Origin of the sequence: Catenuloplanes atrovinosus, from assembly GCF_031458235.1 — a bacterium.
Classification (GTDB): Bacteria; Actinomycetota; Actinomycetes; order Mycobacteriales; family Micromonosporaceae; genus Catenuloplanes; species Catenuloplanes atrovinosus.
This window is the reverse complement of sequence record NZ_JAVDYB010000001.1, coordinates 4,391,937-4,417,730: the sequence shown is the minus strand read 5'-3', so window position 1 is coordinate 4,417,730 and position 25,794 is coordinate 4,391,937. Positions and strand designations below refer to the sequence as shown.

21 protein-coding genes are annotated in these 25,794 nt (G+C 72.8%); 14 read left to right on the top strand and 7 right to left on the bottom strand.

From position 1 onward, the window contains the following. Positions 1-183 precede the first annotated feature (183 nt). Positions 184-1,983, bottom strand: a complete 1,800-nt coding sequence (locus J2S41_RS19780) for a serine/threonine protein kinase (RefSeq protein WP_310369382.1) — start codon at positions 1,981-1,983, stop codon at positions 184-186. 242 nt (positions 1,984-2,225) lie between these two features. On the opposite strand from J2S41_RS19780, the gene J2S41_RS19775 reads away from it, so the two are divergent. Then, positions 2,226-2,801 (top strand): hypothetical protein, encoded by a 576-nt coding sequence (locus J2S41_RS19775; RefSeq protein WP_310369381.1) that lies wholly within the window; start codon positions 2,226-2,228, stop codon positions 2,799-2,801. Here J2S41_RS19775 and J2S41_RS19770 read toward each other — a convergent pair. Continuing rightward, positions 2,785-4,515: a sensor histidine kinase gene (locus tag J2S41_RS19770; RefSeq protein ID WP_445343927.1), complete on the bottom strand. Its 1,731-nt coding sequence runs from the start codon at positions 4,513-4,515 to the stop codon at positions 2,785-2,787. The two genes, J2S41_RS19775 and J2S41_RS19770, sit on opposite strands and share 17 nt — an antisense overlap. 8 nt (positions 4,516-4,523) lie before the next feature. Then, positions 4,524-5,210: a response regulator transcription factor gene (locus J2S41_RS19765; RefSeq protein WP_310369379.1), complete on the bottom strand. Its 687-nt coding sequence runs from the start codon at positions 5,208-5,210 to the stop codon at positions 4,524-4,526. Between the two features lie 97 nt (positions 5,211-5,307). Here J2S41_RS19765 and J2S41_RS19760 point away from each other — a divergent pair, with 97 nt between their 5' ends. The 4 genes from J2S41_RS19760 (at position 5,308) to J2S41_RS19745 (ending at position 9,291) form a co-directional block, all read left to right on the top strand. Then, a complete protein-coding gene (locus tag J2S41_RS19760; protein ID WP_310369378.1) occupies positions 5,308-6,360 on the top strand; it encodes an efflux RND transporter periplasmic adaptor subunit in 1,053 nt (350 codons plus the stop codon). Continuing rightward, complete coding sequence (locus tag J2S41_RS19755; protein WP_310369377.1) at positions 6,357-7,058, top strand: ABC transporter ATP-binding protein; 702 nt, start codon at positions 6,357-6,359, stop codon at positions 7,056-7,058. The genes J2S41_RS19760 and J2S41_RS19755 overlap by 4 nt, the downstream gene beginning before the upstream one ends. Continuing rightward, on the top strand, positions 7,055-8,236 hold the full coding sequence (locus J2S41_RS19750) for an ABC transporter permease (protein WP_310369376.1): 1,182 nt from the start codon (positions 7,055-7,057) through the stop codon (positions 8,234-8,236). Before J2S41_RS19755 ends, J2S41_RS19750 begins: the two co-directional genes overlap by 4 nt. A gap of 170 nt (positions 8,237-8,406) precedes the next feature. Continuing rightward, positions 8,407-9,291 carry an SMP-30/gluconolactonase/LRE family protein gene (locus J2S41_RS19745; RefSeq protein ID WP_310369375.1) on the top strand — a complete coding sequence of 295 codons (885 nt, stop codon included), beginning with the start codon at positions 8,407-8,409 and terminating at the stop codon, positions 9,289-9,291. 247 nt (positions 9,292-9,538) lie between these two features. Here the strand turns inward: J2S41_RS19745 and J2S41_RS19740 are convergent, their stop codons facing one another. Further along, the gene (locus tag J2S41_RS19740; protein WP_310369374.1) at positions 9,539-11,209 is read right to left on the bottom strand and encodes an alpha/beta fold hydrolase; all 1,671 of its coding nucleotides are present in this window, start codon (positions 11,207-11,209) and stop codon (positions 9,539-9,541) included. Positions 11,210-11,406: 197 nt separating this feature from the next. Here J2S41_RS19740 and J2S41_RS19735 point away from each other — a divergent pair, with 197 nt between their 5' ends. Next, entirely contained in the window at positions 11,407-11,844 is a 438-nt protein-coding gene (locus tag J2S41_RS19735; RefSeq protein ID WP_310369373.1) for a hypothetical protein, read from the top strand. A gap of 95 nt (positions 11,845-11,939) precedes the next feature. Here J2S41_RS19735 and J2S41_RS19730 read toward each other — a convergent pair whose 3' ends face one another. Next, on the bottom strand, positions 11,940-13,499 hold the full coding sequence (locus tag J2S41_RS19730) for an alpha/beta hydrolase (RefSeq protein WP_310369372.1): 1,560 nt from the start codon (positions 13,497-13,499) through the stop codon (positions 11,940-11,942). Positions 13,500-13,898: 399 nt separating this feature from the next. Here J2S41_RS19730 and J2S41_RS19725 point away from each other — a divergent pair, with 399 nt between their 5' ends. Genes J2S41_RS19725 through J2S41_RS19710 form a run of 4 tightly spaced genes read left to right on the top strand, consistent with a single transcriptional unit; the run spans position 13,899 to position 17,707 of the window. Further along, the gene (locus J2S41_RS19725) at positions 13,899-14,807 is read left to right on the top strand and encodes an ABC transporter substrate-binding protein (RefSeq protein WP_310369371.1); all 909 of its coding nucleotides are present in this window, start codon (positions 13,899-13,901) and stop codon (positions 14,805-14,807) included. Continuing rightward, positions 14,804-15,808, top strand: coding sequence for a FecCD family ABC transporter permease (locus J2S41_RS19720; protein WP_310369370.1), 1,005 nt, complete (start codon positions 14,804-14,806; stop codon positions 15,806-15,808). Before J2S41_RS19725 ends, J2S41_RS19720 begins: the two co-directional genes overlap by 4 nt. Then, on the top strand, positions 15,805-16,845 hold the full coding sequence (locus tag J2S41_RS19715; RefSeq protein ID WP_310369369.1) for a FecCD family ABC transporter permease: 1,041 nt from the start codon (positions 15,805-15,807) through the stop codon (positions 16,843-16,845). Before J2S41_RS19720 ends, J2S41_RS19715 begins: the two co-directional genes overlap by 4 nt. Positions 16,846-16,855: 10 nt before the next feature. Beyond that, positions 16,856-17,707: a siderophore-interacting protein gene (locus J2S41_RS19710; RefSeq protein ID WP_310369368.1), complete on the top strand. Its 852-nt coding sequence runs from the start codon at positions 16,856-16,858 to the stop codon at positions 17,705-17,707. Positions 17,708-17,817: 110 nt separating this feature from the next. On the opposite strand, the gene J2S41_RS19705 is transcribed toward J2S41_RS19710, so the two are convergent. Beyond that, positions 17,818-18,696 (bottom strand): hypothetical protein, encoded by an 879-nt coding sequence (locus J2S41_RS19705; protein ID WP_310369367.1) that lies wholly within the window; start codon positions 18,694-18,696, stop codon positions 17,818-17,820. Between the two features lie 131 nt (positions 18,697-18,827). Between J2S41_RS19705 and J2S41_RS19700 the strand changes: the two genes are divergently transcribed. From J2S41_RS19700 to J2S41_RS19690, 3 genes are all read left to right on the top strand, one after another. Then, positions 18,828-19,913: a sensor histidine kinase gene (locus tag J2S41_RS19700; RefSeq protein ID WP_310369366.1), complete on the top strand. Its 1,086-nt coding sequence runs from the start codon at positions 18,828-18,830 to the stop codon at positions 19,911-19,913. Further along, positions 19,910-20,578, top strand: coding sequence for a response regulator (locus J2S41_RS19695; protein ID WP_310369365.1), 669 nt, complete (start codon positions 19,910-19,912; stop codon positions 20,576-20,578). The genes J2S41_RS19700 and J2S41_RS19695 overlap by 4 nt, the downstream gene beginning before the upstream one ends. 436 nt (positions 20,579-21,014) lie before the next feature. Continuing rightward, the gene (locus J2S41_RS19690) at positions 21,015-21,824 is read left to right on the top strand and encodes an alpha/beta fold hydrolase (protein WP_310369364.1); all 810 of its coding nucleotides are present in this window, start codon (positions 21,015-21,017) and stop codon (positions 21,822-21,824) included. Positions 21,825-21,888: 64 nt separating this feature from the next. Here J2S41_RS19690 and J2S41_RS19685 read toward each other — a convergent pair whose 3' ends face one another. Further along, entirely contained in the window at positions 21,889-23,073 is a 1,185-nt protein-coding gene (locus J2S41_RS19685) for a cytochrome P450 family protein (RefSeq protein WP_310369363.1), read from the bottom strand. Positions 23,074-23,406: 333 nt separating this feature from the next. Here J2S41_RS19685 and J2S41_RS19680 point away from each other — a divergent pair, with 333 nt between their 5' ends. Continuing rightward, positions 23,407-25,704, top strand: a complete 2,298-nt coding sequence (locus J2S41_RS19680; RefSeq protein WP_310369362.1) for an ABC transporter substrate-binding protein — start codon at positions 23,407-23,409, stop codon at positions 25,702-25,704. Positions 25,705-25,794 lie beyond the last annotated feature (90 nt).

The window sequence follows — 25,794 nt, the reverse complement described above, 5'->3', positions numbered from 1 at the left end:
GCGCGGAACATCTCCGGGTGATCGCGGAGTCGCCGGTGCGGCCATCCCGGCCGGGGCCGGCCGGATGTCGCGCGCCGGTCACGCACCGGACCCGGCTAGGTCAGAGTTCAGAGGCTGCTCTCAGCCACGGTTCGGGCAGGCGGCATATCCGGACCGACGGACCCTACCCGCCGCTGGGACCTGTCACCAGTCCGCGCGGCGGACCAGGGCCCATTCGTGGTCGTCGCCGGACACGCGGGTGACCAGGGTGAGGGGGGTGGCGCTGCCGCCGTCGCCCTTGCCGTAGACGTCCAGGCACAGGCCGGAGGCGGCATTGACGAGCCAGTAGTACTGGCGGCCGCCGGAGGTGAGCCTCGGCTCCAGCCGGTAGTCCTGGTTGTCCTGGCCGTAGCACTCCAGCTCGACGACCGGCGTGGCGCGCGGGACCGAGCCGGTGCCCTCGACGTCCAGGCAGAGGTCGTCGTCGGTGTTGCGGATCCAGTAGAGCTGGCGTCCGGAGCCGTCGGTGCCGCGTGGCACGAACGCGAACTCCTGGTTGTCCTCGGTGGTCGGCCGGCAGACGTCCTGCAGGGCCGGCTGCTTGGGCCCGCCGCCGGCGGTGCCGTCCAGGTCGGCGCACAGCCCGGTGCGCAGGTTGTGGATGAGGTACGGGCCGTACCCCGACCGGGTGCCGGGTGCGGCCGCGACCGGAGGCTGCACGTCGTTCGTCGGCACGGCCGCCGAGGGTTTCGGCGACGCCGGGGCCTGGGTGGGACGGGTGGCCTCGGGCACGGGTGACGGTGTGGCGGACGGGGAGGGCGACGGCGCCGCGGACTCGCCGGCGGAGGGCGCGGCCGGCGGCGGCGCCGTCGACGGCTGCGCCGCGGGAGCCGGGCCGAGCGGCCGCTCACCGGCGAGGCTGCTCTGCTGGAGGACGAAACCGGTGCCGCCGAGCAGGGCCAGGGCCAGGACGGCGACGGCCGCCGCGAGAACCACCACGGTACGCCGGCGCGGTGCCGGCCCCGCCCGGTGCGGCAAGGTGACCGGCTCTGCGGCCGGGCTCCCGGCTGCGGCCACGGCTACGGTCTCGGCGGGCGCGCCGGTCGTGGTCCGTGCCGCGACCGACGCTTCCGCCGAGGCCGAGCGCAGCTCCGGCCGGTCGTCGAGCGCACCGGCCGGTGCGTTGCCGAGCAGCAGGTCGAGCAGTTCGCGCGCGGTCGGCCGGCTCGCCGGATCGGGGGCCAGCGCGCGCTCGGCGAGCCGGCGCAGCGGTCCCTCCGGCAGCCCGTCCAGTCGCGGCGGCCGGCTGATGATCCGCGCGATGGTGGCGATGGCCGTGCCCCCGTCGAACGGCGCCCGCCCGGTCCCGGCGAACACCACCACGCACCCCCAGGCGAACACGTCCGCCGCGGCCGTGAGCGGGCCGGGCTCGTCCGCGAAGCGTTCCGGCGCCATGTAGTTGACGGTGCCCAGGTAGACGCCGGTCGCGGTGAGCCGCTCCTGCGCCGCCTCCAGCGCGTGCGCGATACCGAAGTCGATCACTTTGGGGCTGCCCGGCGCGAGCAGCACGTTGCCCGGCTTCAGGTCGCGGTGGATCACCCCGGCGCCGTGGATCGCGGTCAGCGCCGTCGCCACGCCGATCGCCAGCCCGTGCAGGTGGGACGGATTCAGCGGCCCGCGCTGCCGGACCTCCTCGTCCAGCGTCGGTCCCTCGACGTACTCGACGACCAGGTACGGCCGGGCCGCGTCCGGGTCGGCGTCCAGGACCTCGGCGGTGCAGAACGGCGGCACCTGCCGGGCGCGGGCCACCTCGTCCCGGAACCGGCGCCGGAACTCCGGGTCACCGGCCACCTCCGCGTGCACCAGCTTCACCGCGACCGGCTGCCCGGAGGCGTCGCGCGCCAGGTAGACCACGCCCATGCCGCCGGCACCGAGCCGCCCGACGATCTCGTAGCCGCCGACGCGAGCCGGGTCCCCCTCCAGCAGCGGCCCTGACCGGCTCACGTCTCGCTCCACAACAGGTCCCGTCGATCATGCTGATATGCGCCGGGGATGTTATCAGCCGGGTGACCGGTCATCCGGTACGCAGCGCGCACCGTCGGCGGTACCACCCGCGCCGCCCCTGATCGACTGACCGCGATATGAGGCCGCCGGCTCGACGGGCGGCCGGTGCGGACTCTCCCGGAACGTCGTGGTCGGGATGCAACGCTAACCGGTTGCTGACATGTCGTTGCGAGCGTGGTCGCATGTCAGTCAAGAGAATCGTGGTGGCCCTGGCCGTGGTGATGTCCGTCGCGGCGTGCGGCACCGCGTCGCAGCCGGAGTCGGGCTCGACGGCGCCGGATGTCGTGACGCTGCGGACCGGCACGCCGGTGGCGTCCGCGTCGCCGACCCCGGCCGGGCGTCCGATCATCCGCCCGGACGCCACCTCCGAGGACATCGAGGAACTCGAGCAGGCATTCCCGGCCTGCATGGAGCAGAACGGTGTGCCGCAGGTCAGACAGCCCGACGGTAGGTATGCCGTCAAGCAGGGCGGCGGTCCGCCGGTCGACGAGGCGGTGCGGAAGGCCGCCGAGGAGGCGTGCCGGAACACCATCCCGGAGAGCTGGCTCGACGTGGAGCGGCGCACCAACCCGGAGTTCGCCGATCTGCTGCGGGACGCGGCCGAATGCCTGAAGGGGAAGGGCTACAACGCCCGCGTCGTGCAGGATCCGGACTGGCGGATCAGCTACGACAGCACGGAGGAGTTCATGGCCGCCGGCGACGACGAGATTGTGTGCACCAACGAGGCGTTCGCCGAGCGGATCAAGACCTACCGTTAGCCGGCAGACGCACGGTGACGGTGGTGCCGGCGCCGAGCGCGCTGACGGCCTCCACGCCGCCGCCGTGCGCGGCCGCGAGGTCCCGCACGATCGCCAGTCCCAGACCACTCCCGCCGGTGCTGCGCCGGCGGGAGTCGTCGGCCCGCCAGAACCGGTCGAACACGTGCGGCAGATCCTCCGGCGCGATGCCGGTGCCGGTGTCGGTCACCGTGACGACCAACTCGTCCCGCACCAGATCCGCGGCCAGCGCGACCGTGCCGCCGGGCGGGGTGTGCCGGACCGCGTTCGACAGCAGATTACCGACGATCTGCCGCAGCCGCACCGGGTCCGCGACGATCGGCAGCCGCGGGTCGAAGGACGTGCGCAGCCGTACGCCGCCGGTCTCCGCCGCGCCGCGATGGGCGTCCGCGGCCGGGCCGAGGGCGTCGCCGAGCCGGATCGGTTCCGGGTGGATGCGCAGCGTGCCCGCGTCCGCGGCGGCCAGATCCCGTAGATCGTCGAGAATCCGGGACAGCTGCGACGTCTCGTCGAGCAGCAGAGCCAGCAGCCGTGCGTCGGTGGCGGTGACGCCGTCCTCGGCCGCCTCCAGCCAGCTGCGGATGTTCGTCATCGGGTTGCGCAACTCGTGCGCGATGTCGCTGATCATCTCCTTGCGCTGCGACTCCGCGCGCTCCCGGCGCGCGGACAGGTCGTTGAGCACGCGGGCCAGGTGGCCGATCTCGTCCCGGCCGGCGATCGGCATCCGCGCGCCGGCGGGCGCGCCGGCCGCGACCGTCAGCGCGCGCAGCGGCCGGACCAGTCGCAGCCCGGCGACGACCGTGAACGCCACGGTCACGGCCAGCACGGCGGTGGTGACCAGCGCGATCCGCACGAGATTGTCCCGGGACAGGCTGAAGACCTCCGGCCGGGCACCGGCGGCCGGGTCGGTGATGAACAGCAGGGCGGGTGGCGCCGCCCAGGGCCGCAGTTGCGCCTCCCGGGCGTTCGCCAGGCAGGTGGCCTCGTCGTGGGTGAGCGCATACCGTTTTCCCAGCTGAATCGTGAAGTCCGGGCGGAGGGTCAGCTCCGCCGCGTCCGGATCGAGGCCGAGGCACTCCCGCACCCGCACGGCCAGCTCGCGCAGCGGGGCCCGTTCGGTGGCGGTGGGCTCCTCGAGGAAGGCCCGGCACACGATGGTCGCGCCCCCGTAGTCGGGGGTGTCCAGCCGGATCGCCGGTCGCCCGGTCGGTCCCTCCACGATCTCGCCGGCCACGCCGTAGGCGGACATGCACTGCGCCATCGCCTCAGCCTTCTCGCGCAGGGCGGCGCGCTCGCTCTCCGGCAGCAGGTACGGCCCGGTCACCCGCGGATCGATCCGCTGTTCGCCGTCGACCCGCAGCGCGTCCACGGTCGCGATCGGACGCGTCCGGTCCAGGGCGGGCCCCGGCCCCGAGTCGGCGATCGGCCGCCGATCCTCGCCGAGCAGCGTGACCCGGTGCCCGGTGCGGCGGGACAGCTCGCCGAGCAGCCCGCCGACGCCGGACCAGTCCCGGTGGGTGGCGGCGTACTCGAGGACCGCGTCGTAGACGGCCCGGTCGTCGGCGATCGTCCGGTTCTGCGCCTGGCGTACCGCCGCGGTGGTGGTGGTCACGGCCAGCCAGGCGGTGCCGGTGATCGCGCAGATCACCACCAGGATCGACGTGGTCAGCAGCCGGACCAGGATGCTGCGGCGCACCGGCACCATCAGGCACCCGCGGTGAGCTTGTAGCCGATGCCGTAGACGGTGACCAGCAGTACCGGCCGCCGCGGATCGCCCTCGATCTTGCGGCGCAGGTTGAGCACGTGCACGTCGATCGCGCGGCGGGTGGCGGCCCGGTCCAGCCCGCTCGCCACGTCCAGCAGCTGGTTCCGGGTGAACACCCGGTCCGGCTGCGCGCTCATCGCCTCGAGGATCGCGAACTCGGCGCGGGTGCACTCCACCCGTCGCCCGCCCACGCTCACCTCGTGCCGCCCCGGGTCCACGGTCAGCGGCCCGATCCGCCGGACCCCGGTGGTGTCCGGGCCGGTCGCGGCGCGCCGCAGCAGGCCCCGGATGCGGGCCATCAGCACCCGCGGGCTGTACGGCTTCGTCAGGTAGTCGTCCGCGCCCAGCTCCAAGCCGACGAGCTGGTCCTCCTCCTCGGTGCGGGCGGTGAGCATCAGCACCGGCACCGACGACTCCTGCCGTAGCCGCCGGCACACCTGCAGCCCGCTGACCAGCGGCAGCATCACGTCCAGCACGATCAGGTCGGGCGGGTGGCGCAGCGCGTGGTCGAGCGCGGCCTGCCCGTCGTGCACCACGACCGCGCGGTGCCCGTCGGCCTCCAGGTACTGCCGGAGCACCTCGGCCTGGCGTTCGTCGTCCTCGGCGACCAGCACGTATGAACCCACGCGGCGCACTATAGGCAGAGCGGGCCGCCGATTTCGCCGTGCGGATCGTTGCCGCGGCCTAACAGGTTCCTGACGACTCGGACCGACGATCGAGCCGATGAAAGCTCGTATCGTAATCACTGCCTCCGTCGTGGCCGTGGTCGTGGCCGCCGCGTCGTTCTGGCTGGTCAGCGGGCGGGAAGGGACGCCTGGGCCGGCCGCGGCGAACAGTGCCGCGGTCGCCACCGCCGAGGTCGTCCGCACGGACCTGAGCGACACCAGGACATTGCGCGGTTCGCTCGGGTACGGCGCCGCGCGGCAGGTCAAGGGCCACGGCGGGACCGTCACCTGGCTGCCCGCCACCGGTGCCACGATCAAGCGGGGCGAGCAACTCCTCCGCGTCGACGACCGCCCGGTGACGCTGTTCTACGGCGATCTGCCGCTCTACCGGGACCTCAACCACCCGCGCGCCACCGGCAGGGACGTCGCGGTCGTCGCGGACAACCTGCGGGCGCTCGGATACGAGGTCGGCAGCCTCGGCGGGAACCGGGACGCGCCCCGGTACACCGAGACACTGATCGGGGCGGTGAAGAGGTGGCAGAAGGACACCGGCCGGGCCGACAGCGGCGCGGTCACCATGAACGACGTGATCGTGCTGGCCGGCGAGGTGCGCGTCGACTCCCTCACCGCGCAGACCGGCGACGACGCCGCCGCGCCGCTGATGACGGTGACCCCGACCCGGAAGGTGATCACCGCTGAGGTCGAGCTCGGTGACGTCTCCGCCACGAAGACCGGCACCGCGGTCACGATCACCATGCCGGACGGCAGCGCGATCGCGGGCCGGGTCGGCACGGTCGGGACCGCCCTGCGCACGGACGCGAACGACCAGGAGGGACCGCGGACGTTCACGGTCACCGTCACCGCCGACGACCCGCAGAAGCTGACCGCGTTCGACACCGCCGAGGTCAGCGTGGTGATCACGACCGCCACCAGGCAGGGCGTGCTCGCCGTACCCGTGGGATCGCTGTTGGCCCTGTCCGAGGGTGGGTACGCGGTGCAGCTTCCGGACGGCACGCTCGTCGCGGTCACCACCGGCATGTTCGCCAAGGGCCTGGTCGAGGTCACCGGCGAGGGACTGGCCGAGGGCCAGGTCGTGGTAACCACCTCATGACCCCGGTGATCGAGGTCCGCGACGCGGGCCGGTCCTACCCCGGCGGCGTCACCGCGCTCGCCGGCGTGTCACTCACCATCCGCGCCGGCGAACTGGTCGCGATCGTCGGACCCTCCGGATCCGGCAAATCCACACTGCTCAACATCATAGGTACGCTCGATCGCCCCTCGTCCGGCAGCGTCCACATCAACGGGCAGGACGTCGCGTCGCTCAACGACCGGCGGCTGTCCGCGCTGCGCGGACGTACCCTCGGCTTCGTCTTTCAGCAGTGCCATCTCACCGGCGGCCTGACCGCGGCCGAGAACGTCGCCACCGGTCTGCTCTACGCGGGCGTGCCGCGGCGCGACCGCCGCCGGCTCGCGATCGAGGCGCTGGAACGCGTCGGGCTCGGCCACCGCACCGGGCACCGCGCCCACGAGCTGTCCGGTGGCGAGAAACAGCGCGTCGCTATCGCCCGCGCGCTGGTCAACGGTCCGGCGCTGGTGCTGGCCGACGAGCCGACCGGTGCGCTCGACACCCGCAACGGGCAGGCCGTGCTCGAGCTGCTCTACCGCCTCAACGCGGAGGGGACCACCATCGCCGTCATCACCCACGACCGGGACATCGCGGCCCGCCTGCCGCGCCGCGTCGAGATCCTCGACGGCCGCCTGGTCGCCGACACGTCCGCGTCCACCGTCGTACTGGAGCGGATTCGGTGACCCGGCTGTCCCCGCTGGACGTGCTCAGCCTCGGGCTGGTCGGCATCCGCACGCGTGCGATGCGGGCCGCCCTCTCCGCGCTCGGCATCTCGATCGGCATCGCGACCGTCATCGTGGTCACCGGCATCCCCGCGTCCAGCCAGCGCGCGCTCGCCGACGAGCTGGCCAAGCTCGGCACGAACATGCTGCAGGCCGCGCCCCGCGACCCGGACCAGCACGCGCTGCCCGAGGAGTCGGTGGCCATGGTCGCCCGGATCGGGCCGGTCACCCAGGTCAGCGCGGTCGCGAACCTGCACATCACGGCCCGTCGCTCCGACGCCGTCGACGAGACCGACGGATCCGGTCTGACCGTGCTCGCCGGCCGGCCGGACCTGCTGCCGGTGCTCGACGCGACCGTCGCGCACGGGGCCTGGCTGACGCCCGCCACCGAGCCGTTCCCCACGGTCGTGCTCGGTGCGGTCGCCGCTACCCGGCTCGGCATCACCGGCATCACCATCGGCGGCCGGGCACCCCAGATCATGATCGGCGATCGGTTCTTCACGGTCGTCGGCATCCTGGCCCCGATCCGCAACTCACCCGATCTCGACCGGTCCGTGCTGGTCGGCTGGCCCGCCGCCCGCACCTACCTGGACTTCGACGGCCACCCCACCGTCCTCTACGTCGAGGTGCGCGAGGACGCCGTCGAGGCGGTCCGGGGCGTACTGCCCGCCACTATCAACCCGGAAGCGCCGGGCGAGGTGCAGGTCACCCGCCCGTCCGACGCGCTGACGGCCAAACGCGCGGCCGACTCCACGTTCTCGTCGCTGTTCCTCGGCCTGGCCGCGGTCGCGCTGCTGGTCGGCGGGATCGGCGTGGCCAACACGATGGTCGTCTCCGTGCTGGAGCGCCGCGCCGAGATCGGCCTGCGCCGTGCGCTCGGCGCCAGCCGTGGCCAGATCCGCGGCCAGTTCATCACCGAGTCCACCGTCCTGGCCGGACTCGGTGGCCTCGCCGGTGTGCTCTTCGGCGTGCTGGCCACCATCGGGTACGCCACCTATCAGGCCTGGCCGATCGTCATCCCGGCCTCGTCCGTGGCCGCCGGCCTCGGCGGCGCCCTGGTCATCGGCGTGCTCGCCGGCCTCTATCCGTCGGTCCGCGCCGCCCGGATGGCACCGACGGCGGCCCTGGCCGGGTCCTGACCAGCACGCCGTACCTCCGAGGTATCGATGTGTGGCGCTGAGCGCCGCCGGCCGTGCCACGTGCCACAATGGAGCCCCGCGCGTCCGTGCCGTGGCGGAGTCGAGGTCCGGTGTCATCGCCCGGGGCCGCCGCCCGGTCGACGGCGACTCGCACCGTGAAGGAGTACGACATGCGTGAAACGCCGGTCACCGTCGTGTCGGACGCGCACTTCCTGGAGGCGCCGCGCTGGCACGACGGCCGGATCTGGTTCTCCGACTTCTACGGTTACCGCGTCTCGTCGGCGAACGAGGACGGCTCCGATCTGCGGGTCGAGGCGGAGGTGCCGGGCCAGCCGTCCGGGCTGGGCTGGCTGCCGGACGGTCGCCTGCTGGTGGTGTCGATGACCGAGCGCGCGGTGCTGCGCCGCGAGAGGGACGGGACGCTGGTCACTCACGGCGACCTGTCCGGGCACGCCGCCGGGCTCGCCAACGACATGAGCGTGGACGCGCACGGCCGGGCCTACGTCGGCAATTTCGGTTTCGACCTGATGGGCGGTGCCCCGATCGCGCCGACCGCGTTGCACCGTGTCGACCCGGACGGCACGGTCACCGAGGTCGCCGACGGGCTCTGGTTCCCCAACGGCAGCGCGATCACGCCGGACAACGTGTTCCTGGTGGCGGAGACGTTCGGCAACCGGGTCAGCGCCTTCGACCTGACCGACGACGGACGGCTCACCAACCACCGGGTGTGGGCCGAGTTCGGGCCGCTGCCCGACGACCGCTCACTGGACAAGGCGTTGCCGGCGCTCGCCGTCGCACCGGACGGCGCCTGCCTGGACGCGGAGGGCGGCTTCTGGATCGCCGACGCCACCGGCGACCGGCTGATCCGGGTGGTCGAGGGCGGCGCGATCACCGACGAGATCCGGCCGGGAACGCCGGTGTACGCCTGCGCGCTCGGCGGCGCCGACGGCCGCACGCTCTTCGCCTGCGCCGCGCCGGACTTCCACGACGGCGCCCGCAAGGCCGCCACCGAGGGCCGGCTGATCGCCATCCGTGTCGCCGTGCCGGGCGCCTGACCGGGCCGTCCTGGAGATTCCGTTCCTGCGCGAGCCGTCCTACCGCGCCGCGGCCGTGCGGCTGGCAGGTACGAGGTGATTCGCGGTCGCGTCGCAACGTCATGCGGGAACCGGTCGCGTCCTCGACGGCGGTCCGCCGGCCCGGCCGCGCTCGCCGATCGGCATCCCGGGCGCGAGTACATCGCGAGACGCCATCCGGTCCCCTCCCGCCCGGCAGGTGGTGCGGGAGGGGGCCAGTGGAGTGGCGTCAGCTGCCCGGGGTCAGGAGCGTCCGCGGCTCCGGTTGACGCTGGGGCCCGCCGGCCGGTTCCTCGAACGGCTGGTCGCCGTCGAGGCATTCCGCCGCCGTCGAGGGCAGCGTCAGGGACAGCAGGTAGTCATCGACCGCGGCGGTCGTGCAGGCGCTCCAGCCGTATCCGGTGTGGCCCCAGTTGTTGCTGGTCACCAGCCGGGCGCCCGGGTGCGTCCGGCTCGCCGCGACCGCGGCGTCGTAACTGGTGATCGAGTCCCAGCGGCTGCCCACGTAGAGCAGCGGCGCCGCGGTGCGTTTGCCGAACGGGCCCAGGTACGCGTCCTCGTCGCGGGCCGTCCAGGTGTTGCTGGCACACGGGCTGGCCAGCCAGCCGTAGAGCCGGCCGAAGTGCGGCACGTCGCGTTCACGCTGTGCGACGGCGGCCGGCCACAGCGATACGTCCGCGGGCTGGAGGATCTCCGAGCATCTGACCGAGTACCTCATCTCCCAGTTGTTGTCCCAGTCGGCGTCCGGTGTGCCGGGCTCGACGCCCTGGCCTGCCAGGGCTTTCGTGCCGGTGGGGGAGACGGGCGGGGGTGGCGTGCCGTGCAGCGCCGCCCATACCTCCTGTAGCAGGGGGACGATGAGATCGGCCGGATGCCGTGCGCCGAGAGAGCCGGCGACGGTGGCGAGGATGTCGTCGTAGGTCGCCGTCACCGGGCCGCCGGGGCGGTCGAGGACGACCGGCTCGTTCTTGAGGGTCTCGGCGATCTCCTCGAACTTCCGCACCGGGTCGCCGTCCGCGAACGCACAGCGCTGCGGGCCGGCCTCGCGGCAGCGGCCGAGAAGTTCGTACAGCGCCCGCTGAGCGGCCTCGGCCGACCGCATGCGCGCGTCGAGGATCTGATGGGTGTCGCCGACCCACGCCCGCGGGTCGACCACTCCGTCCACGACCATCGCGCGGAACCGGTCCGGGAACATGTTCGCGTAGTACTGCCCGAGCAGCGTGCCGTAGCTCTGGCCGAAGAAGTTGAGTTTCTCCTCGCCCAGGGCGCGCCGGATGACGTCCATGTCCCGGGCGACCTCGGCCGTGGACATGCTCGCCGACAGCGGCAGACCCGTCGTCGAACACGCCTCGCCGAACGATTTCGACGCCTGCACGTACTCCTGTTCCTGGTCTTCACCGAACGGGGCGTGGTGCTCATACATCGGGTCCAGCACAGTCGCCACTTCCTCGCTCGACGTGAAGCATCTGACCTGCGTGCTCCAGCCCAGCCCTCGCGGTTCGACGCCGACGATGTCGAAACGCTGCAGCAGTGCCTCGCTCAGTACCGACGGCGCCCTCCGCGCGAAACTCATGGCCGATCCACCGGGACCGCCCGGGTTCACGAACAGGCTACCGATCTTGTTCGCCTGGTCCTTGGCCTTGATCCGCAGAACGCCGACCGTGGTGACCGCACCGTCCGGCTCGTCGTAGTCGAGCGGCAACTGGACGGTCGCGCATTCCGCGACCTCCCAGCAGGAACGCCAGTCGAGGCGGGGAGTCGGCACCCGATCGACCCGTCTCGACTCGACGGCGCTGGTCCGGTCGTGGGCCGGTGCGGCAGCGGCGGTCGCGCCGAGGAGCGGCAGCGACGCGGTGACGACGATCCCGGATAATGCGAGTTTGATTGCCCGTGTCCACACAGGAACGGTTCCTCCATATCGGACTTCGTTGGTACGGATGTCCGTCACAGGGCCGGATGCCTGCGACAGAAAATGCGAAATTCTGAAACCTGGGGACGCGTGTCTCCGTCACCTGGGTACGCCGCGCGATCCGACGCGCGATCATCGACAGGACGGAGCCCGCATCCATGCGGAACCCAGTACGCAAGATCGCCACCGTGGCCCTGGTCGCGATTGTGGCCGTGGCCGGATCGGTCATGCTGACGTCGGCGGCCGCTCACGCGGCACCCGAGTCGGTGGCCACCTCGACGTGGCCACCGGCGGTCGGCCAGTACGTTTCCACCGTGCTCAGCGACCCGTCGGCGAATTCACCCCTCCACCCGCTCACGTTGACCGCCGAGGAGGACGGCACGATCCAATGGACCGCCGGATGCGCTTCCTCCGAGATCAGAGGCGAATTGACGGCCGATCATCGGCTGATGCTCACGTTCCTCTCGGGCGGGGGCTTCAATCCCGTACGATGCCCGTCTCCGATCCGTTCCGAAGGCTGGCTCATGTACGTGATGCTCTCCGAGCCGAATGTGCTGGTCAGCGACTCGGAGCTGCGATTCCGAGCCGATGATCTGGAAGCCCACTTCGTTCGTGTCCCGTCATGAGTCGATGCCCGTAGGGCCGTGTCGCGGCTCCGTGCGCGTCGCGGAGGGCGGCCCGGCGCACCATCGGCCGGGCCGCCGCCGATCGGCGTGAGCTCTCAGACCTCCGGGAGCTCGGGGTTGTCGACCGGCGGAAGCGGTGGTTTCGGCGCACCCTGGCAGGTGACGTTCCGCTGCGGCATCTCGCCCGTGCTCAGGTAGGTGTTGACCGCATCATCCGCGCAGGCGTTGTCCGCGTTGAAGGCGCCGTGGCCCTCGTTGTCCTTGACCACCAGCAGCCGTGACCCTTCCAACACCCGGTGCATGCCTCGCGCGCCGTGCAGCGGCGTCTGAGAGTCCCACTCGTTCTGCACGATCAGCGCCGGTACCGTGTTGCGCACGCGTGTCGTGGGCTCGACGCGTTGTGGCGTCCAGGCCGCGCAGGTGAGCATGTTCGACGTGACGTCCCCGCTCAACGGGTAGAGCCGCTTGTCGCGAACCGAGTCTCTGGCGTAGACGGTCGTGTCGCGCGGCCAGTCGGTGCCCTCGTTGCACAGGATGGCGAGCAGCGCCGAGGAGCTGTTGTCGTCGTACGGCGGGTCCTCTTCGCCGGACGAGACCTGAGGCGCCGGTGGGGCGGGCCGTTCGTGCCGCGCCGGCTCGGGTGAGTTCGCCAACGCCTCCTTCAGATCGGCGACGTACCGGCTGCCGGTGTAAACCTTGAAGACCCTCTTGCGCATCCAGTGCCGGATCTCGTCGCCGCTGATCCGTCTGCCGTCCAGCTCGATCGGAGCCCGGTCGGCCGCGGCGACTATCTCCCAGAACGTGGCGTCGACCTGTTCCGGGGAGGCGCCCAGGCCGTACTCCGCGTCGCGCTCGGCCGCCCAGCGGGTCCACCGCTCGTACGCCGGCCTGGTGCCGACCGACTGGGCCTGGAAGACCCCCCGCCACACCTGGCCGGGATCGACGGCGCTGTCCAGGACGATGCGGTCGGCGTTCGCCGCGAACATCTGCATGTAGACCGCACCGAGGTACGTGCCGTACGACGCCCCGATGAACGACAGCTTTCGCGCCCCGAGCACTGTTCGGATCAGGTCCATGTCGCGCGCGGTGTTGCGGGTGGTGATGTGAGCGATCCGCGGCTCAGCCGCCGCGCACCTGTCCGCGATGCCGCGTTGCCGGGCGACGTGCGCGTCGAAGGTCTCCGGCGTGTAAGGGGTCCCCAATAGACTGTCGGCGTCCTCGGGCGTCATGCCACACCGCACGGGGCTGGAACCGCCGACGCCCCGGGGATCGAAGCCGACGAGGTCATACTGCTCGCGTACGGCGGGGTCCAGCGCGTCAAGCATGGAGAGCGGCTGATAAAGCCCGTCCGTGCCGGGGCCACCCGGGTTGAACGTCAGGATGCCGCGTCGCCGGTCCGGGGTGCTGGTCCTGATGCGCGACACCGCGAGCGTGATGGTGTCGCCGTGGGGCTGCCGATAGTCGAGGGGCGCCGTGATGGTGGTGCACCGCAGTTCCTGGGGATCGTCGGGCGAGCATCGTCCCCAGGTGAGCTGTTGCTCGAGAAGGTGTGCGGGCAGCGCCGCAACGGTCGGGTCGAGCATCGCGCCGGCACCCGTCTCCGCCGCGGCCGACGGCTGAGCGGCCGTGCCCAGCCCGGCGATCGCCACGGCCACGGCAGCGACGGTGGTTACCCGCCTACGCGTCTGTCGAGACCTGCGCGGGGTGGCGTCAGGAGGCTTTTTCATGCGATACAGCGTGTCCTGCGCGCAAATCGATCACATCCCCTATTTGGGAGAATGTGGACCGTCCCGCCTCGGCCGAAAGCAATACCGGTTCCCGGTGGCCGGGGGTGCCCGTTCCAGGTGGTAGAGGTGGCGGTCGGCGTTCAGCGTCGCCTCCGCCCGGTCGTGCGCGTTCGAGGATGTCCACCGACCCGTGAGCCGCCATCGGGCGCAGCCGCTGGTCGCCGTGCGAGGCGCCCACGGCGGTTCCACCGTCCCCAGCCCTTCGCCGAATAGCTTAGGCTAACCTAATATGATCTTGTGGTCCTCGCGCCGAAAGGTCTCCCTCCCATGCGTCTCACGAGAATCGCGGCAGCCGCGCTGGCCGCCGCCGTCACCCTCGCCGGCTGCGCGTCCGCGCCCGACGCGAACGCGGACGCGGGCGGCGCGCGCGACATCACGCACGCCCGCGGCACCACGCAGGTCCCGGACGCTCCACAGCGGGTGGTGGTGCTGGAGCCGCTGGAACTCGACACCGCCGTCGCGCTCGGCATCAACCCGGTCGGCGCCGCCGTTGCCAGCAACGTGTCCGGCATCCCGTCGTACCTCGGCGTCGACGGCATCACCCCGGTCGGCACCGTGCCGGAGCCGGACCTCGAGGCGATCGCCTCGCTCAAGCCGGACCTGATCCTCGGCACCGACGCCCGGCACGCGAAGCTCTACGACCAGCTCGCCTCGGTCGCGCCGACCGTCTTCATCAAGACCCAGGCCGACCCGTGGCAGGACAACGCGCTGCTGATCGGCGAGGCGCTCAACAAGGCCGACCAGGTCCGCACGCTGCTCGACGACTACCGGCAACGGTGCGCCACCATCAAGGACACCTACGCGGTCGGCGGCAGGACCGCGCAGCTGGTCCGGCCCCGCGACGAGACGACGCTCAGCCTGTACGGGCCGGTGTCGTTCGCCGGCAGCACGCTGGAGTGCGTCGGGTTCACCATCCCGCCGCAGGAGTGGGCGGACGGGCTGCAGGCCGACATCTCCCCGGAGAACATCGTCAAGGCCAAGGCCGACCACGTCTTCGTCACCACCAAGGACGTCACCGACACCTCGACGATCCCGGCCGCGATCCGCGACAACCAGCGGGAGTTCCCGTCGGTGACGCTGGTCGACACGTCCTGGTGGGTGTCCGGCGTCGGCCCGAAGGGCGCGCAGAAGGTCCTCGACGACATCGAGCGGTTCCTCGCGACGACCGCCCGATGACACACCTGGTGCCGCGGCGAGGGGCCGGCGCCGCCGTCGTCCTCGCCGCGCTGGCCGGCGCGCTCGTGCTCTCCGTCGCCGTGGGTGCGAACCCGCTCTCGCCCGCGGCCGTGCTCGACGTGCTGGCCGGCGGCGGTGACGACCAGTCCCGGTACGTCGTGACCGAGCTGCGCGTCCCGCGGACCGTCACCGGCATCGCCGCCGGTGTCGCGCTCGGCCTGGCCGGCACGCTCATCCAGGCGTTCACCCGCAACCCGCTCGCCGACCCCGGCATCCTCGGCGTCAACGCGGGCGCGGCGTTCGCCGTCGCGGCCGGGGTGACGTTCCTCGGCCTGCGGGACATCTCCGCCCTGGTGTGGCTGGCCTTCCTCGGCGCGCTCGCGGTCACGCTCGCCGTCTACGTGATCGGCTCGTCCGGCCGCGGCGCCGCCGACCCGATCCGGCTCACGCTCGCCGGGGTGGCGCTCGGCGCGGTCTTCTCCGGTGTCACCACCGGCATGGCGCTCAGCGACCCGGACGCGTTCGACACCATGCGCAGCTGGAACGCCGGCTCGCTGCTCGGCCGCGACCTCGACGTGCTGCTGCCGGTCACCCCGTTCCTGGCGGCCGGCATCGTGATCGCGTTCCTGCTCGGGCCCGGCCTCAACGCGCTCGCGCTCGGCGACGACGTCGCCCGCGCCCAGGGCGCGAACGTCCGGGTGATCCGGGCCGGGGTGATCGTCGCGGTGACGCTGCTCGCCGGGACCGCCACCGCGCTGGCCGGGCCGATCTCGTTCGTCGGCCTGATGGTGCCGCACGCCGCCCGGTGGCTGTTCGGCGTCGACCACCGCGTGATCCTCGCCGTGTCGGTGCTGCTGGCGCCCACGCTGATCCTGCTCGCCGACGTCCTCGGCCGGGTCCTCATCGCGCCCGCGGAGATGCCGGTCGGGATCGTGACCGCGTTCGTCGGCGCGCCGCTGCTGATCGTGCTCGCCCGCCGCCGCAGGACGGCGGGCCCATGATGGACGTCGGATACCACCGGCTGCTGCTGCGGATCGGCGCGGTCTCGCTGCCGGTCCGGCGGCGGAGCCTGATCACCGCCGCGCTGCTGGCCGCCGTGCTCGCCGCGCTGGCCGTGCTGTCGCTCGGCCTCGGCACGTACCCGCTGTCCCCGCGGCAGGTGATCCTGGCGCTGGCCGGGCAGGGCGGCGCGCTCGACCGTACCGTGGTGCTGCAGTGGCGGTTGCCTCGCACGCTCGCGGCGGTGCTGCTCGGCGCGGTCCTCGGCGTCGCCGGCGCGTTGTTCCAGACCGTCACCCGCAACCCGCTGGCCGGCCCGGACGTGCTCGGCCTCGCCAACGGCGCGTTCACCGGGATGCTGCTGGTCGTGGCCACCGGCACCGGCGACTGGACGCTGCTCACGCTCGGCGCGGTCCTCGGCGGCACCACGGCCGCGGCGCTGATCTGGCTGCTGGCCCACCGGCAGGGCATCACCGGCTTCCGCCTCATCATCGTCGGGATCGGCGTCTCCGCGCTGCTGTCGTCCACGAACACCTGGCTGCTGCTGCAGGTGGAGCTGGAGACCGCGATGTTCGCCTCCGCGTGGGGCGCCGGCTCGCTCAACGGCGTCACCGCCACCGCCGTGCGCGGCGCGGCCGTCTGCGCGATCCCGCTGCTGGCCGTGCTGGCCACGCTCGGTCCGCGGCTGCGCCAGCTCGACCTCGGCGACGACGTCGCCACCGCGACCGGAGCACGACCCGCCGGGGTACGCCGGGGCGCGCTCGCCGTCGCGGTCGCGCTGGTCTCGGTCGCGACCGCGGTGATCGGCCCGGTGGCGTTCATCGCGCTCGCCGCGCCGCAGATCGCCCGGCGCGCCGCCCGTACCCCCCATCTGTCCCTGGGCCTGTCGGCGCTCGTCGGCGGCGCGCTGCTGCTGGCCTCCGACCTGATCGCGCAGCACGTGCTGCCGGTCACCCTGCCGGTCGGGGTGGTGACCGTGTCGGTCGGCGGCGCGTACCTGGTCACCATGATCATCCGGGAGATCCGCCGGTATGCCTGAAGGAGACTCGATGACCGACCGGCCCTGGGCGTACAGCGCCTTCCCCGTACGCGTCGGCGCGATCGTGCGGCTGAGTCCCGGCTTCGTCCGGGTCACGCTCACCGGCGACGCGCTGCGGCACTTCGCCCCCTGGGGCGTCGACCAGCGGATCAAGCTGGTGCTCCCGCTGCCCGGCGGCGGCACCGCCGACTTCGGCCTGCTCGACGAGCCGACACCGCACCCCTCGCACTGGTACGCCCGCTGGCGCGCCCTGCCCGAGGCGGAACGCAACGTGCTGCGCACCTACACACCGGCGGCGATCCGCGCGCACGACGGTGAGATCGACGTCGACCTCGTCATCCACCAGCCGCCCGGCCCGGCCTCCAGGTGGGCGCTGACCGCCCGGCCCGGCGACGAACTCGTCATCACCGGCCCGGACGCGCGCGCCGGGTACACCGGCTACGGCATCCGCTGGACGCCCGGCGAGGCCCGCCGGACGCTCCTCATCGGCGACGAGACCGCATTCCCGGCCATCCGCAACATCCTCACCACCCTGCCCGGCGACGTCCACGCCACCGTCCTCCTCGAAACCGCCGAGCCCGCCGACGATCTGGTGTCCGATGTGGCCGGCGACGACCACACGATCCACGCGCTGGTACGTACCGGAGTGCACGGCCACGCGCTGGAGTCCGCGGCCCGCGCCTGGGCGGACCGCGAGGCGGAGGGCGCCCGCTTGCTCGGCGACGGCTTCTACGCCTGGCTCGCCGGCGAATCCGGCGCCGTGACCCGGATCCGGCAGCACCTCACCCGCGGCCACGGCATCGCCAAGGACCGGATCTCCTTCCTCGGCTACTGGAAACTCGGCGGCGCGCTGGTGGACTGACGGGTTCGTCGCGGTGGGAGCGCCCGGTCGTTTCGCGGGCGACACGTGCCGGTGCGGGGAACCGGCCGTATCCATGGTGCCGCGGGAGGATTCGGCCGCGCGAGTGATGATCAAACCTGATCGGGCGCTGCGACCGTTCTGCGCTGGTGGTAGGCCCAGGTGGCCAGGCCCAGTGTTACGCCCCAGGGCAGCCACACCAGGTTTCCGGCCCAGGCCGCCCAGTTGGCCGGGTCGAACTGCGCGAGTGACCGCCACATCGTGACGCCCGCGGCCGTGAGGATCACCGCTACGGCTGCGGCCGGTACGACGGCCAGTAGCCGCGGTACCGGCAGGCCGAGCATCCGTACGCCCCAGCGTTGGATGAGTCCCAGCGTGAGCAGGCCGCCGCCGGCGGCGGCGCAGGCGAAGACCAGTTCACGCGTGCGTCCGGCCGGAGATGACACCATGGCGGTGGTCGCCGCGTCGAGGCCGAACGGGTGGCCGGCGGCCCACAAGGCGCGGGGTACCGCGTACCCGAGGGGAAGCGCCGCGGCGAGAAGGGTCACCGGCCGGCCCCACGCTGGTGCGGTGGCGGGTCTGCCACGGTGTGCGATCGCCGCCCAGCACACGCCGCCCGCCGCGAACCACGCCTGCGCCACCGCGGCCGCTTCCACCCGGTCGCCGCGCAGCATCAGCAACTCCCCGGCCGCGAGCAGCAGGCGACCGTCCGGCAGCATCAGGAGAAGAACGACGGCGGCCGGCCAGCCGGCCAGCCGCAATCGAGGGCGTCGCGACAGCAGCGCCACCAGGACCGTGCCGGCCACGCCTAGCGCGGCGATGACGAGGCCGGTGGGCAGCGGGTCGAGGCCGGCGAGGACTGCGCCCATCCGGGTGGCCCGCTCGCGGTCGTCGAAGGGGAAGCCGGGCCCGCCGGCCGCCCAGATCAGGCCGGCCATCGCGGTCGCGGCCGACCACGCGCCGGTCGCGGCTCGTACAGTTCGTTCGTCCATGGGGACCAGCGTCGGCGTGGCGCCGTCGCCGTCGCACCTGCCGAACGGCCGCAACCAGGCCGTCCTACGCCGTGACGCCCGGCCGTTCGGCGGGGATGCCCGGGCGGACGGCTCATTAGGGTGGAGCCGTGATGACGATGGCCTCGGCGGTGCTGACGGTCCTCGCTGCCGTGGTGGTCGCCCGGGGCAGGGGCGCTGTGGTGGGCGTGGCCGCGGTTGTCGCGGCCGCGGTGTCGGTCGCGGTGACCGCGGTCGAGCGGAGCCCCGGCGGTTCGCCTCCGACGTGGGGGCCGGCGCTGGTGCCGTTGCTCGCCGAGTTCTCCGCGCTGACCATGATGGTCGTCCGGGTGACGCACCGGGCTCCGCCGCGCGTGGCGGTGCCGGCGGCGGGTGCGGCCGGGTCGGCCCTCGCCCTGCTGGTCCTGCGGCTCACCGGGCCACCGTCGTGGCTCGCGGTGGTCGGGGCGTGCGGCTTGTGGGGGCTGACCGCCGTGGGAGCGGTCCTCGTCGGGCTGTACCTGCGTCGTGAGGATCAGCGGCGGGAACAAGCCGCCGCGGGAGCGCGCCGGGCGCAGCGGCAGGGGCTCGCGCGGGATCTGCACGACTACGTCGCCCATGATGTCAGCGAGATGCTCGCCGCAGCGCAGGCCGGGCTGGTCGTGGGCGGCGATCCGGACACGGCGGCGTCGCTGTTCCGGCGCATCGAGCAGGCCGGCCAGCACGCGCTGGCGGCACTCGACCGGACCGTCCACATGCTCGGTGAGCGGCCGCCACGCCTGGACGACCTGCCCGCGTTGGTCGCGGGCTTCGACGCCGCCGGTCCGGTGCGCGCGGGTCTGAGCCTGGACCCGCTACCGGCGGAGTCCGTTCCGGACGACGTCTCGGCGCTCGCCTACCGCACCGTGGCCGAGGCGCTGACCAATGTCCGCCGGCACGCACCCGCCGCCACCGCGGTGCGGGTCGCGGTGACCCGCACCGCGGCCGACACGCTCACGGTCACCGTGAGCAACGACCTGCCGGTTGCCCCCGCCGCTCCGGCCCGCGGCACGACCGGTGGGCGCGGGCTGCCGGGACTCGCCGCGGCCGGTGGGCGCGGGCTGCCGGGACTCGCCGCGGCCGCGGCGGCGGTGGGCGGACGGGTCGACGCGGGTTTGCACGGCGACCGCTGGCGGTTGCGCGCCGTCCTGCCCCTGGCACACGGAAAGGGCCCGCGGTGACGCCGATCAGGATTCTGCTCGCCGACGACCAGGAGAGCATTCGGGTCGCGTTCCGCCTGATCCTCGACGCCCAGCCCGACATGACCGTGATCGCCGAGGCGGCCGACGGCACCACCGCGCTGGAGTTCGCCCGCCACCTGCGCCCCGACGTTGTCCTCGCCGACGTGCGCATGCCCGGCCTGGACGGCCTTCACCTCACCCGCGAACTCGCCGGCCCCGGCGTCGCCGACCCGATCCGGGTCGTCGTGGTCACCACGTTCGACCTCGACGAGTACGTGTACGCCGCGCTGCGCCACGGCGCGTCCGGGTTCCTGCTCAAGCGGTCCGGCCCGAACCTCATGGTCGAGGCGATCCGGGCCGCCGTGGCCGGCGACACCCTGATCAGTCCCCAGGTGACCGTGCGCCTACTGAGACACCTCGGCGCCCGGACATTCGCCACGCCGGACCGGCCCGGCCCGCACCTGCTCACCGAACGCGAACGCGACGTCGCCCGGCTGGTCGCCACCGGCCGATCCAACGCCGAGATCGCCGCCGACCTGCACATCTCCGTGGGCACGGTCAAGGGTCACCTCGCCGGCATCCACACCCGGCTGTCGACCCGCAACCGGGTGGAGATCGCTGTCTGGGCCCACGAAACGGGCCTGACCCGCCACGAATCGCCGTAGCTGTACGGCAGCGGCTGCCGCCGTCTCGCACGGCGAGACGACCGGCCTCCTTCCACGCCCCGATCTCCGCGTCGGCGGTCCGAGCGCGACCTGCCGGCGGTCCTGATCGATGGAGTCTGACGCCTGGCACCGGCGGCGTTCACCCTTCTTCCATTGCAACGTTTGATCACCCCTCGTTGCATTGCACTCATTGCCATTGCAATGATTGCCGGACGTTTACTAGGAATAATGGCTCATGTGCGCAACGAGTGAGTTGCCTACTCGGTAAAGGCAACGTAGCTTTTCCGTTGTCAGAAACGTTCGATCGACGGGGTTCGCGGCGGCGATCCGGACCCTCGGCGCGTCCGGCTCCGCCAGGCGAGGGTCCGGCCGCACCCAACCGAGTTCACCAGCGGCGATGAGATCCGGCGCAATCCGACAGGAGCAGGTGGTACGCATGACGACGAACAGCACGACGTGGTCCGGCATGGTGGCCGTCGACGACACGGCCCTGGCCGTCACCGACACCGGGGGTGCCGGCGTCCCCGTCGTCTACCTCAATGGACAGTTCGCCACCCAGGGCTATTGGCGGCGGGTCATCGCCGAGTTGGGTGCCGGGTGGCGGCACATCACCTATGACGAGCGGGCCCGCGGCAGATCGAGGCGCTCGGCGGACTACTCCTTCGAGGCCGCCGTGCGGGACGTCGACGCCGTCCTGTCGGCCCGCGGGGTGCACCGGGCGCTGCTGGTGGGCTGGTCCTACGGAGCGGTGGTCGCCGCGCACCGGGCCCACCGGCACCCGGACCGCACGATAGGCGCGGTCATGGTCGACGGCGCCTTCCCGCACGACTGGCTCGACGAGGCCATGGAGCAACGGATTCGGACGATGTTCCGGCGGATGAGCTGGTGGCTGCCGCTGCTGCGCCCCACGGGGCTGGCGCCGCGGATGACCGCCGCGGAGCAGGCCGACAGCAACATCGAGCTCGGCAAGCTGTCCCGCGAGCGCGAGCTGGGACCGGTGCTCGACGCCATCACCGTCCCCACCCGTTACGTGGTCGCCTCGGGGACGTCGCTCGGTAGCCGCGGTGACGAGCAGGAACGGATCCGGGCCGGCCTGGATGCGGTTACCGTCCGCAACCCGAACATCCGCATCCACGCGAAGGTCGCCAGCAACCACGGTGCGCTGCTCAGGAAGGACTTCCCGGTCATCGCCGAGGCCGTACGCGAGGTCGCCGCGCTCGGCGCTGAGCGAAACCGCCCGGAATGATCGTGGGGCGAACCCCGGCAGGGCCCGGCGAGGGTCCTGCCGGGGGCGGGGTGCACACCTCGCCTCAGATACGGACGGGCAGGCTGCGCAGACTGCGCATGAGAGTCGTCGGGCGCCAGGACAACTCGTCGGGGTCGACCGCCAGGGTCAGGTCGGGGGCGGCGGTGAGCAGCTTGTCGAAGGCGACCAGCGCCTCCACCCGCGCCAGCGGTGCGCCCAGGCAGTGGTGAATGCCGTGGCCGAAGGCGAGGTGCGGGTTGCGGGGACGATCGACGATCAGCTCGTCGGGGGACTCGAAGTGCGCGGGGTCCCGGTTGGCGGCGAGCAGGTTGACCATGACGATGTCGCCGGCCTCGATCCGCTGACCGCCGAGCGTGAAGTCCTCGGTGGCGACCCGGCCGGTGGACAGCTCGACCGGGCTCTCGTAGCGGAGGAACTCCTCGATCGCGGCGGGCAGCAGCGTACGGTCCGCGCGCAGCCGGTCCCACCGCCGCCGGTCGCGCAGCAGCAGGTAGGTGCCGTTGCCGATCAGGCTCATGGTGGTCTCGTGGCCGGCGACCAGCAGCAGGAACGCCATCGAGGTCAGCTCGTCCCCGGAGAGGCGGTCCTCGTCGTCGCGCGCGCTGACCAGGGCGGAGAGCAGGTCGTCGCCTGGATGATCGTGGCGGTGGGCGACCAGATTCCGCAGGTACGCGGTGGGTTCCGCGACGGTGGTCCGCAGGTCCTCGCCGGTGGCCCCGCCGGTGGCGTCGATTCCCGAGGCGATGGTGGTGGACCAGGCGCGGAAGGTGTCGCGTTCCCGTACCGGAACGCCCAGCAGCAGGCAGATGACCTGCAACGGCAGCGGGAACGCGTACGCGCTGATCAGATCCACCCGATCGGATCCGCGCATCTCGTCGAGCAGGGTGTCCGCGATCCGCTCGATCCGCGGTCGTAGCTCCTCGACACGCCGGGTGGTGAAGGCCGCCGCCACCAGCCGGCGCAACCGGGTGTGGTCGGGTGGGTCGCTGGACAGCATGTGCCGGTTGATCGCGTTGTCGGCGTCGGAGTACGAGTCCGGGTCGCGGGGCGCCTTGGACAACCGGCCGTCGGTCAGGGCCGCGCGCGCCACCTGGTACCCGGTCACCATCCACACCTGCTCGCCGGACGGAAGCCGCACGCGCCGAACCGGTCCTTCGGCACGCCATGCGGCGTAGATCGGATGTGGATTCGTGAGAATGCCGCTGTCGTCCACGATGGCTCCGCTCATGGGCCGAATGTGCTGATGCCTTCCATCAGACCGCAACGGCTGTCGATGGACCAGGGTCCGGGACGATGGCGCCGACCCCGGACCGGGGAACCGTCAGGCGCGGGCGATCACGTTCTCCAGGTCGAAGAACATCGGCTCGTGAGGCCGACGGCGGTCAGTGCTGCGGCCACGAAGGTCTTGAGGCGAGATCTCATACCGATAGAACGAGGGGTGGATCGCATCCCTTCATCTGCATCTATCGAACGGTGGGGAAACCCGCCGCGGCGGCCGTGGGGTCCTCAGCCCGGCGGACGGTTACCTCGTGGGCTGGAGCGCGGTTTCTAGACTCGGTCCATGCGGCTCGGGATCGACTTCGGCACGTCGAACACGGTCGCTGTGCTCGCGGGCGCGGGCGGCGACCGGACCTTGCTGATGTTCGATGGCACGCCGGCGTTGCCGTCCGCTGTCCTCTGGTCCGGCGAGGGCCCGCTGACCGGCGCGGACGCGCTGTACGGGGCGCGGGGACGGCCGGAGCTTCTGGAGCCGTCCCCGAAGGCGCGCGTCGACGACGGCACGGTGCTGCTCGGCACGCACGAGGTGCCGGTGACGGCGCTGATCGCGGCGGTGCTGCGCCGGGTGTGGGCGGAGGCGACGCGGGTGGCCGGGCGCGCGCCGGACGCGGTGACGCTGGCCTATCCGGCGGCGTGGGGTCCGCTGCGGCAGCGGGTGCTGCGCGCCGCGGCCGCGGAGGCGGGTCTGCCGGAGCCGGAGCTGATCCCGGAGCCGGTGGCGGCTGCCCGGCGGGTGGGCGAGGGGGCGGGCCTGCCGGTCGGCGCGCGGCTGCTGGTCTACGACTTCGGAGCCGGCACGTTCGACGCGAGCGTGGTGCGCCGCACCGGGGACGGGTTCGTGGTGGAGGCCAGTGGCGGTCTGCCGGACGTGGGCGGCGCGGACCTGGACGCCGCTGTCGTCGCGCACCTGGGCGCGCTGTACGCGGTGCGGGACCCGGCGGCATGGCGGCGGCTGACGGCGCCGCGGGACGCGGTGGACCGGCGCGCCCGGTGGCAGCTGTGGGAGGACGCGCGGCGGGCCAAGGAACTGCTGTCGAGGGCGTCGGGGACGCATCTGCACCTGCCGCTGCTGGATGTCGAGGCCCCGCTCGGCCGTGATGTGCTGGAGTCACTGGCCGCGCCGCTGGTGGCGCGCACGGTCGACGCGGTGGAGGCGCTGCTCGCCGGGATCGGCCTCGGGCCGGGCGACCTGGCCGGGGTCCACCTGGTGGGTGGCGCGAGCCGGATGCCGCTGGTCGCGGCGCAGTTGCACCGGCGGCTCGGGTCGGCGCCGCGGGTCAGCGAGCAGCCGGAACTCGTGGTGGCGGAGGGCTGTGCCGTTCCGGATCCGCCCCGGCCGGTCCCTGCCGCGGTGGCGTCCGCGGTGGACCCGGCGGTGCGGGCGCCGGGACGGCGAGCCCGGCGTAATCTGCTGGGCGGGGTCGTGGTGGTCGTCGCGTCGGTGCTGGCCGTGCTCGGCGCTACCGCGCCGTGGCAGGAGGGCGGTGAGGGCGCCGCCCCCGCACCCACTTCGACGCCCGCGCCGACCGACTGCACGGCCACGATCGCGTTCTTCGGCAGCGCCACGGTCAGCGGGTCTGGTCTGTCCGCGCCGATGCGCAACGCCACCGCGCTGGCCGTCGAGGAGCACAATCGGTCCGGTGCCGGCTGCCGGGTGGAGCTGGCCGAGTTCGACGGCGGTGAGCGGGGCGACGGCGCGGCCGCGGCGGCGCAGCGGCTGGTCGCGGATTCGCGGATCCTCGGCGTGGTCGGCCCGGTCCTCAGCACCGACACGCACCGCACCGGCGATGTGCTCGACGACGGCGGGCTGCCGTTCGTCTCGCCGTCGGCCTCCGACTCCACGCTGCGGGCGAAGGGCTGGACCGGCCGGTTCCAGCTCGCCGCGGACGAGGTGATGCAGGCCCGCGCCGCCGTGGTCTACCTGCGCAGCGAATCGCCGCAGGGCCGGTTGTTCCTCGTCGGGGAGGACAACGACTACGGCCGCAGCACCGTTACGGCGGTGAAGGATGTCGCCGGGGTGGCGGTGGCCGGCGAGCGGTGGATCGCGGGCGACGGCACGGTGCCGGCCGCGGACGTGGCCGCGATCGTGGCGTCCGGGGCCGACTCGGTCTTCTTCGGCGGCTTCTACCCCGACGGTTCGGTACTGCTGCGGCAGCTGCGCGCGGCCGGTTTCACCGGCACGTTCGTCGGCACGGACGGGCTGATCGACGCGACGTTCGGCGCGCAGGCCGGAGACAAGGCCGCGCCGGCGATCGTCACCGGCCCCAACATCCCGGCGGGGGAGGCGACCGGCGGATTCCCGGAACGGTACCGGCAGGCGTACGGCACGGCGCCGACCGCCTACGAGGCATACGCCTACGACGCCGCGAACATCCTGCTGTCCGGCATCGCCGTCGGCGCCCGCACCCGCGCGCAACTGCTGACCCACGTGGCCGAGTCCGAGCACGACAGCGTGCTGATGTCCCGGTACCGGTTCGCCGAGGAAGGCTCGCCGGACCCGGCGAAGATCCGGGTGGCCCGGTACGCCCTCGTCGGCGGTGCGCTGGAATACCAGGGCACCGCGAAAGTTCAAGACGGCTGATTACCGGCCCGCGGCGGCCTGGTCCGCGGAGTCGGGTTCGCACGTGCCGGGTGCCGCCGGGCTCGGGGCGGTGGCCCGCGGTGTCCGCGG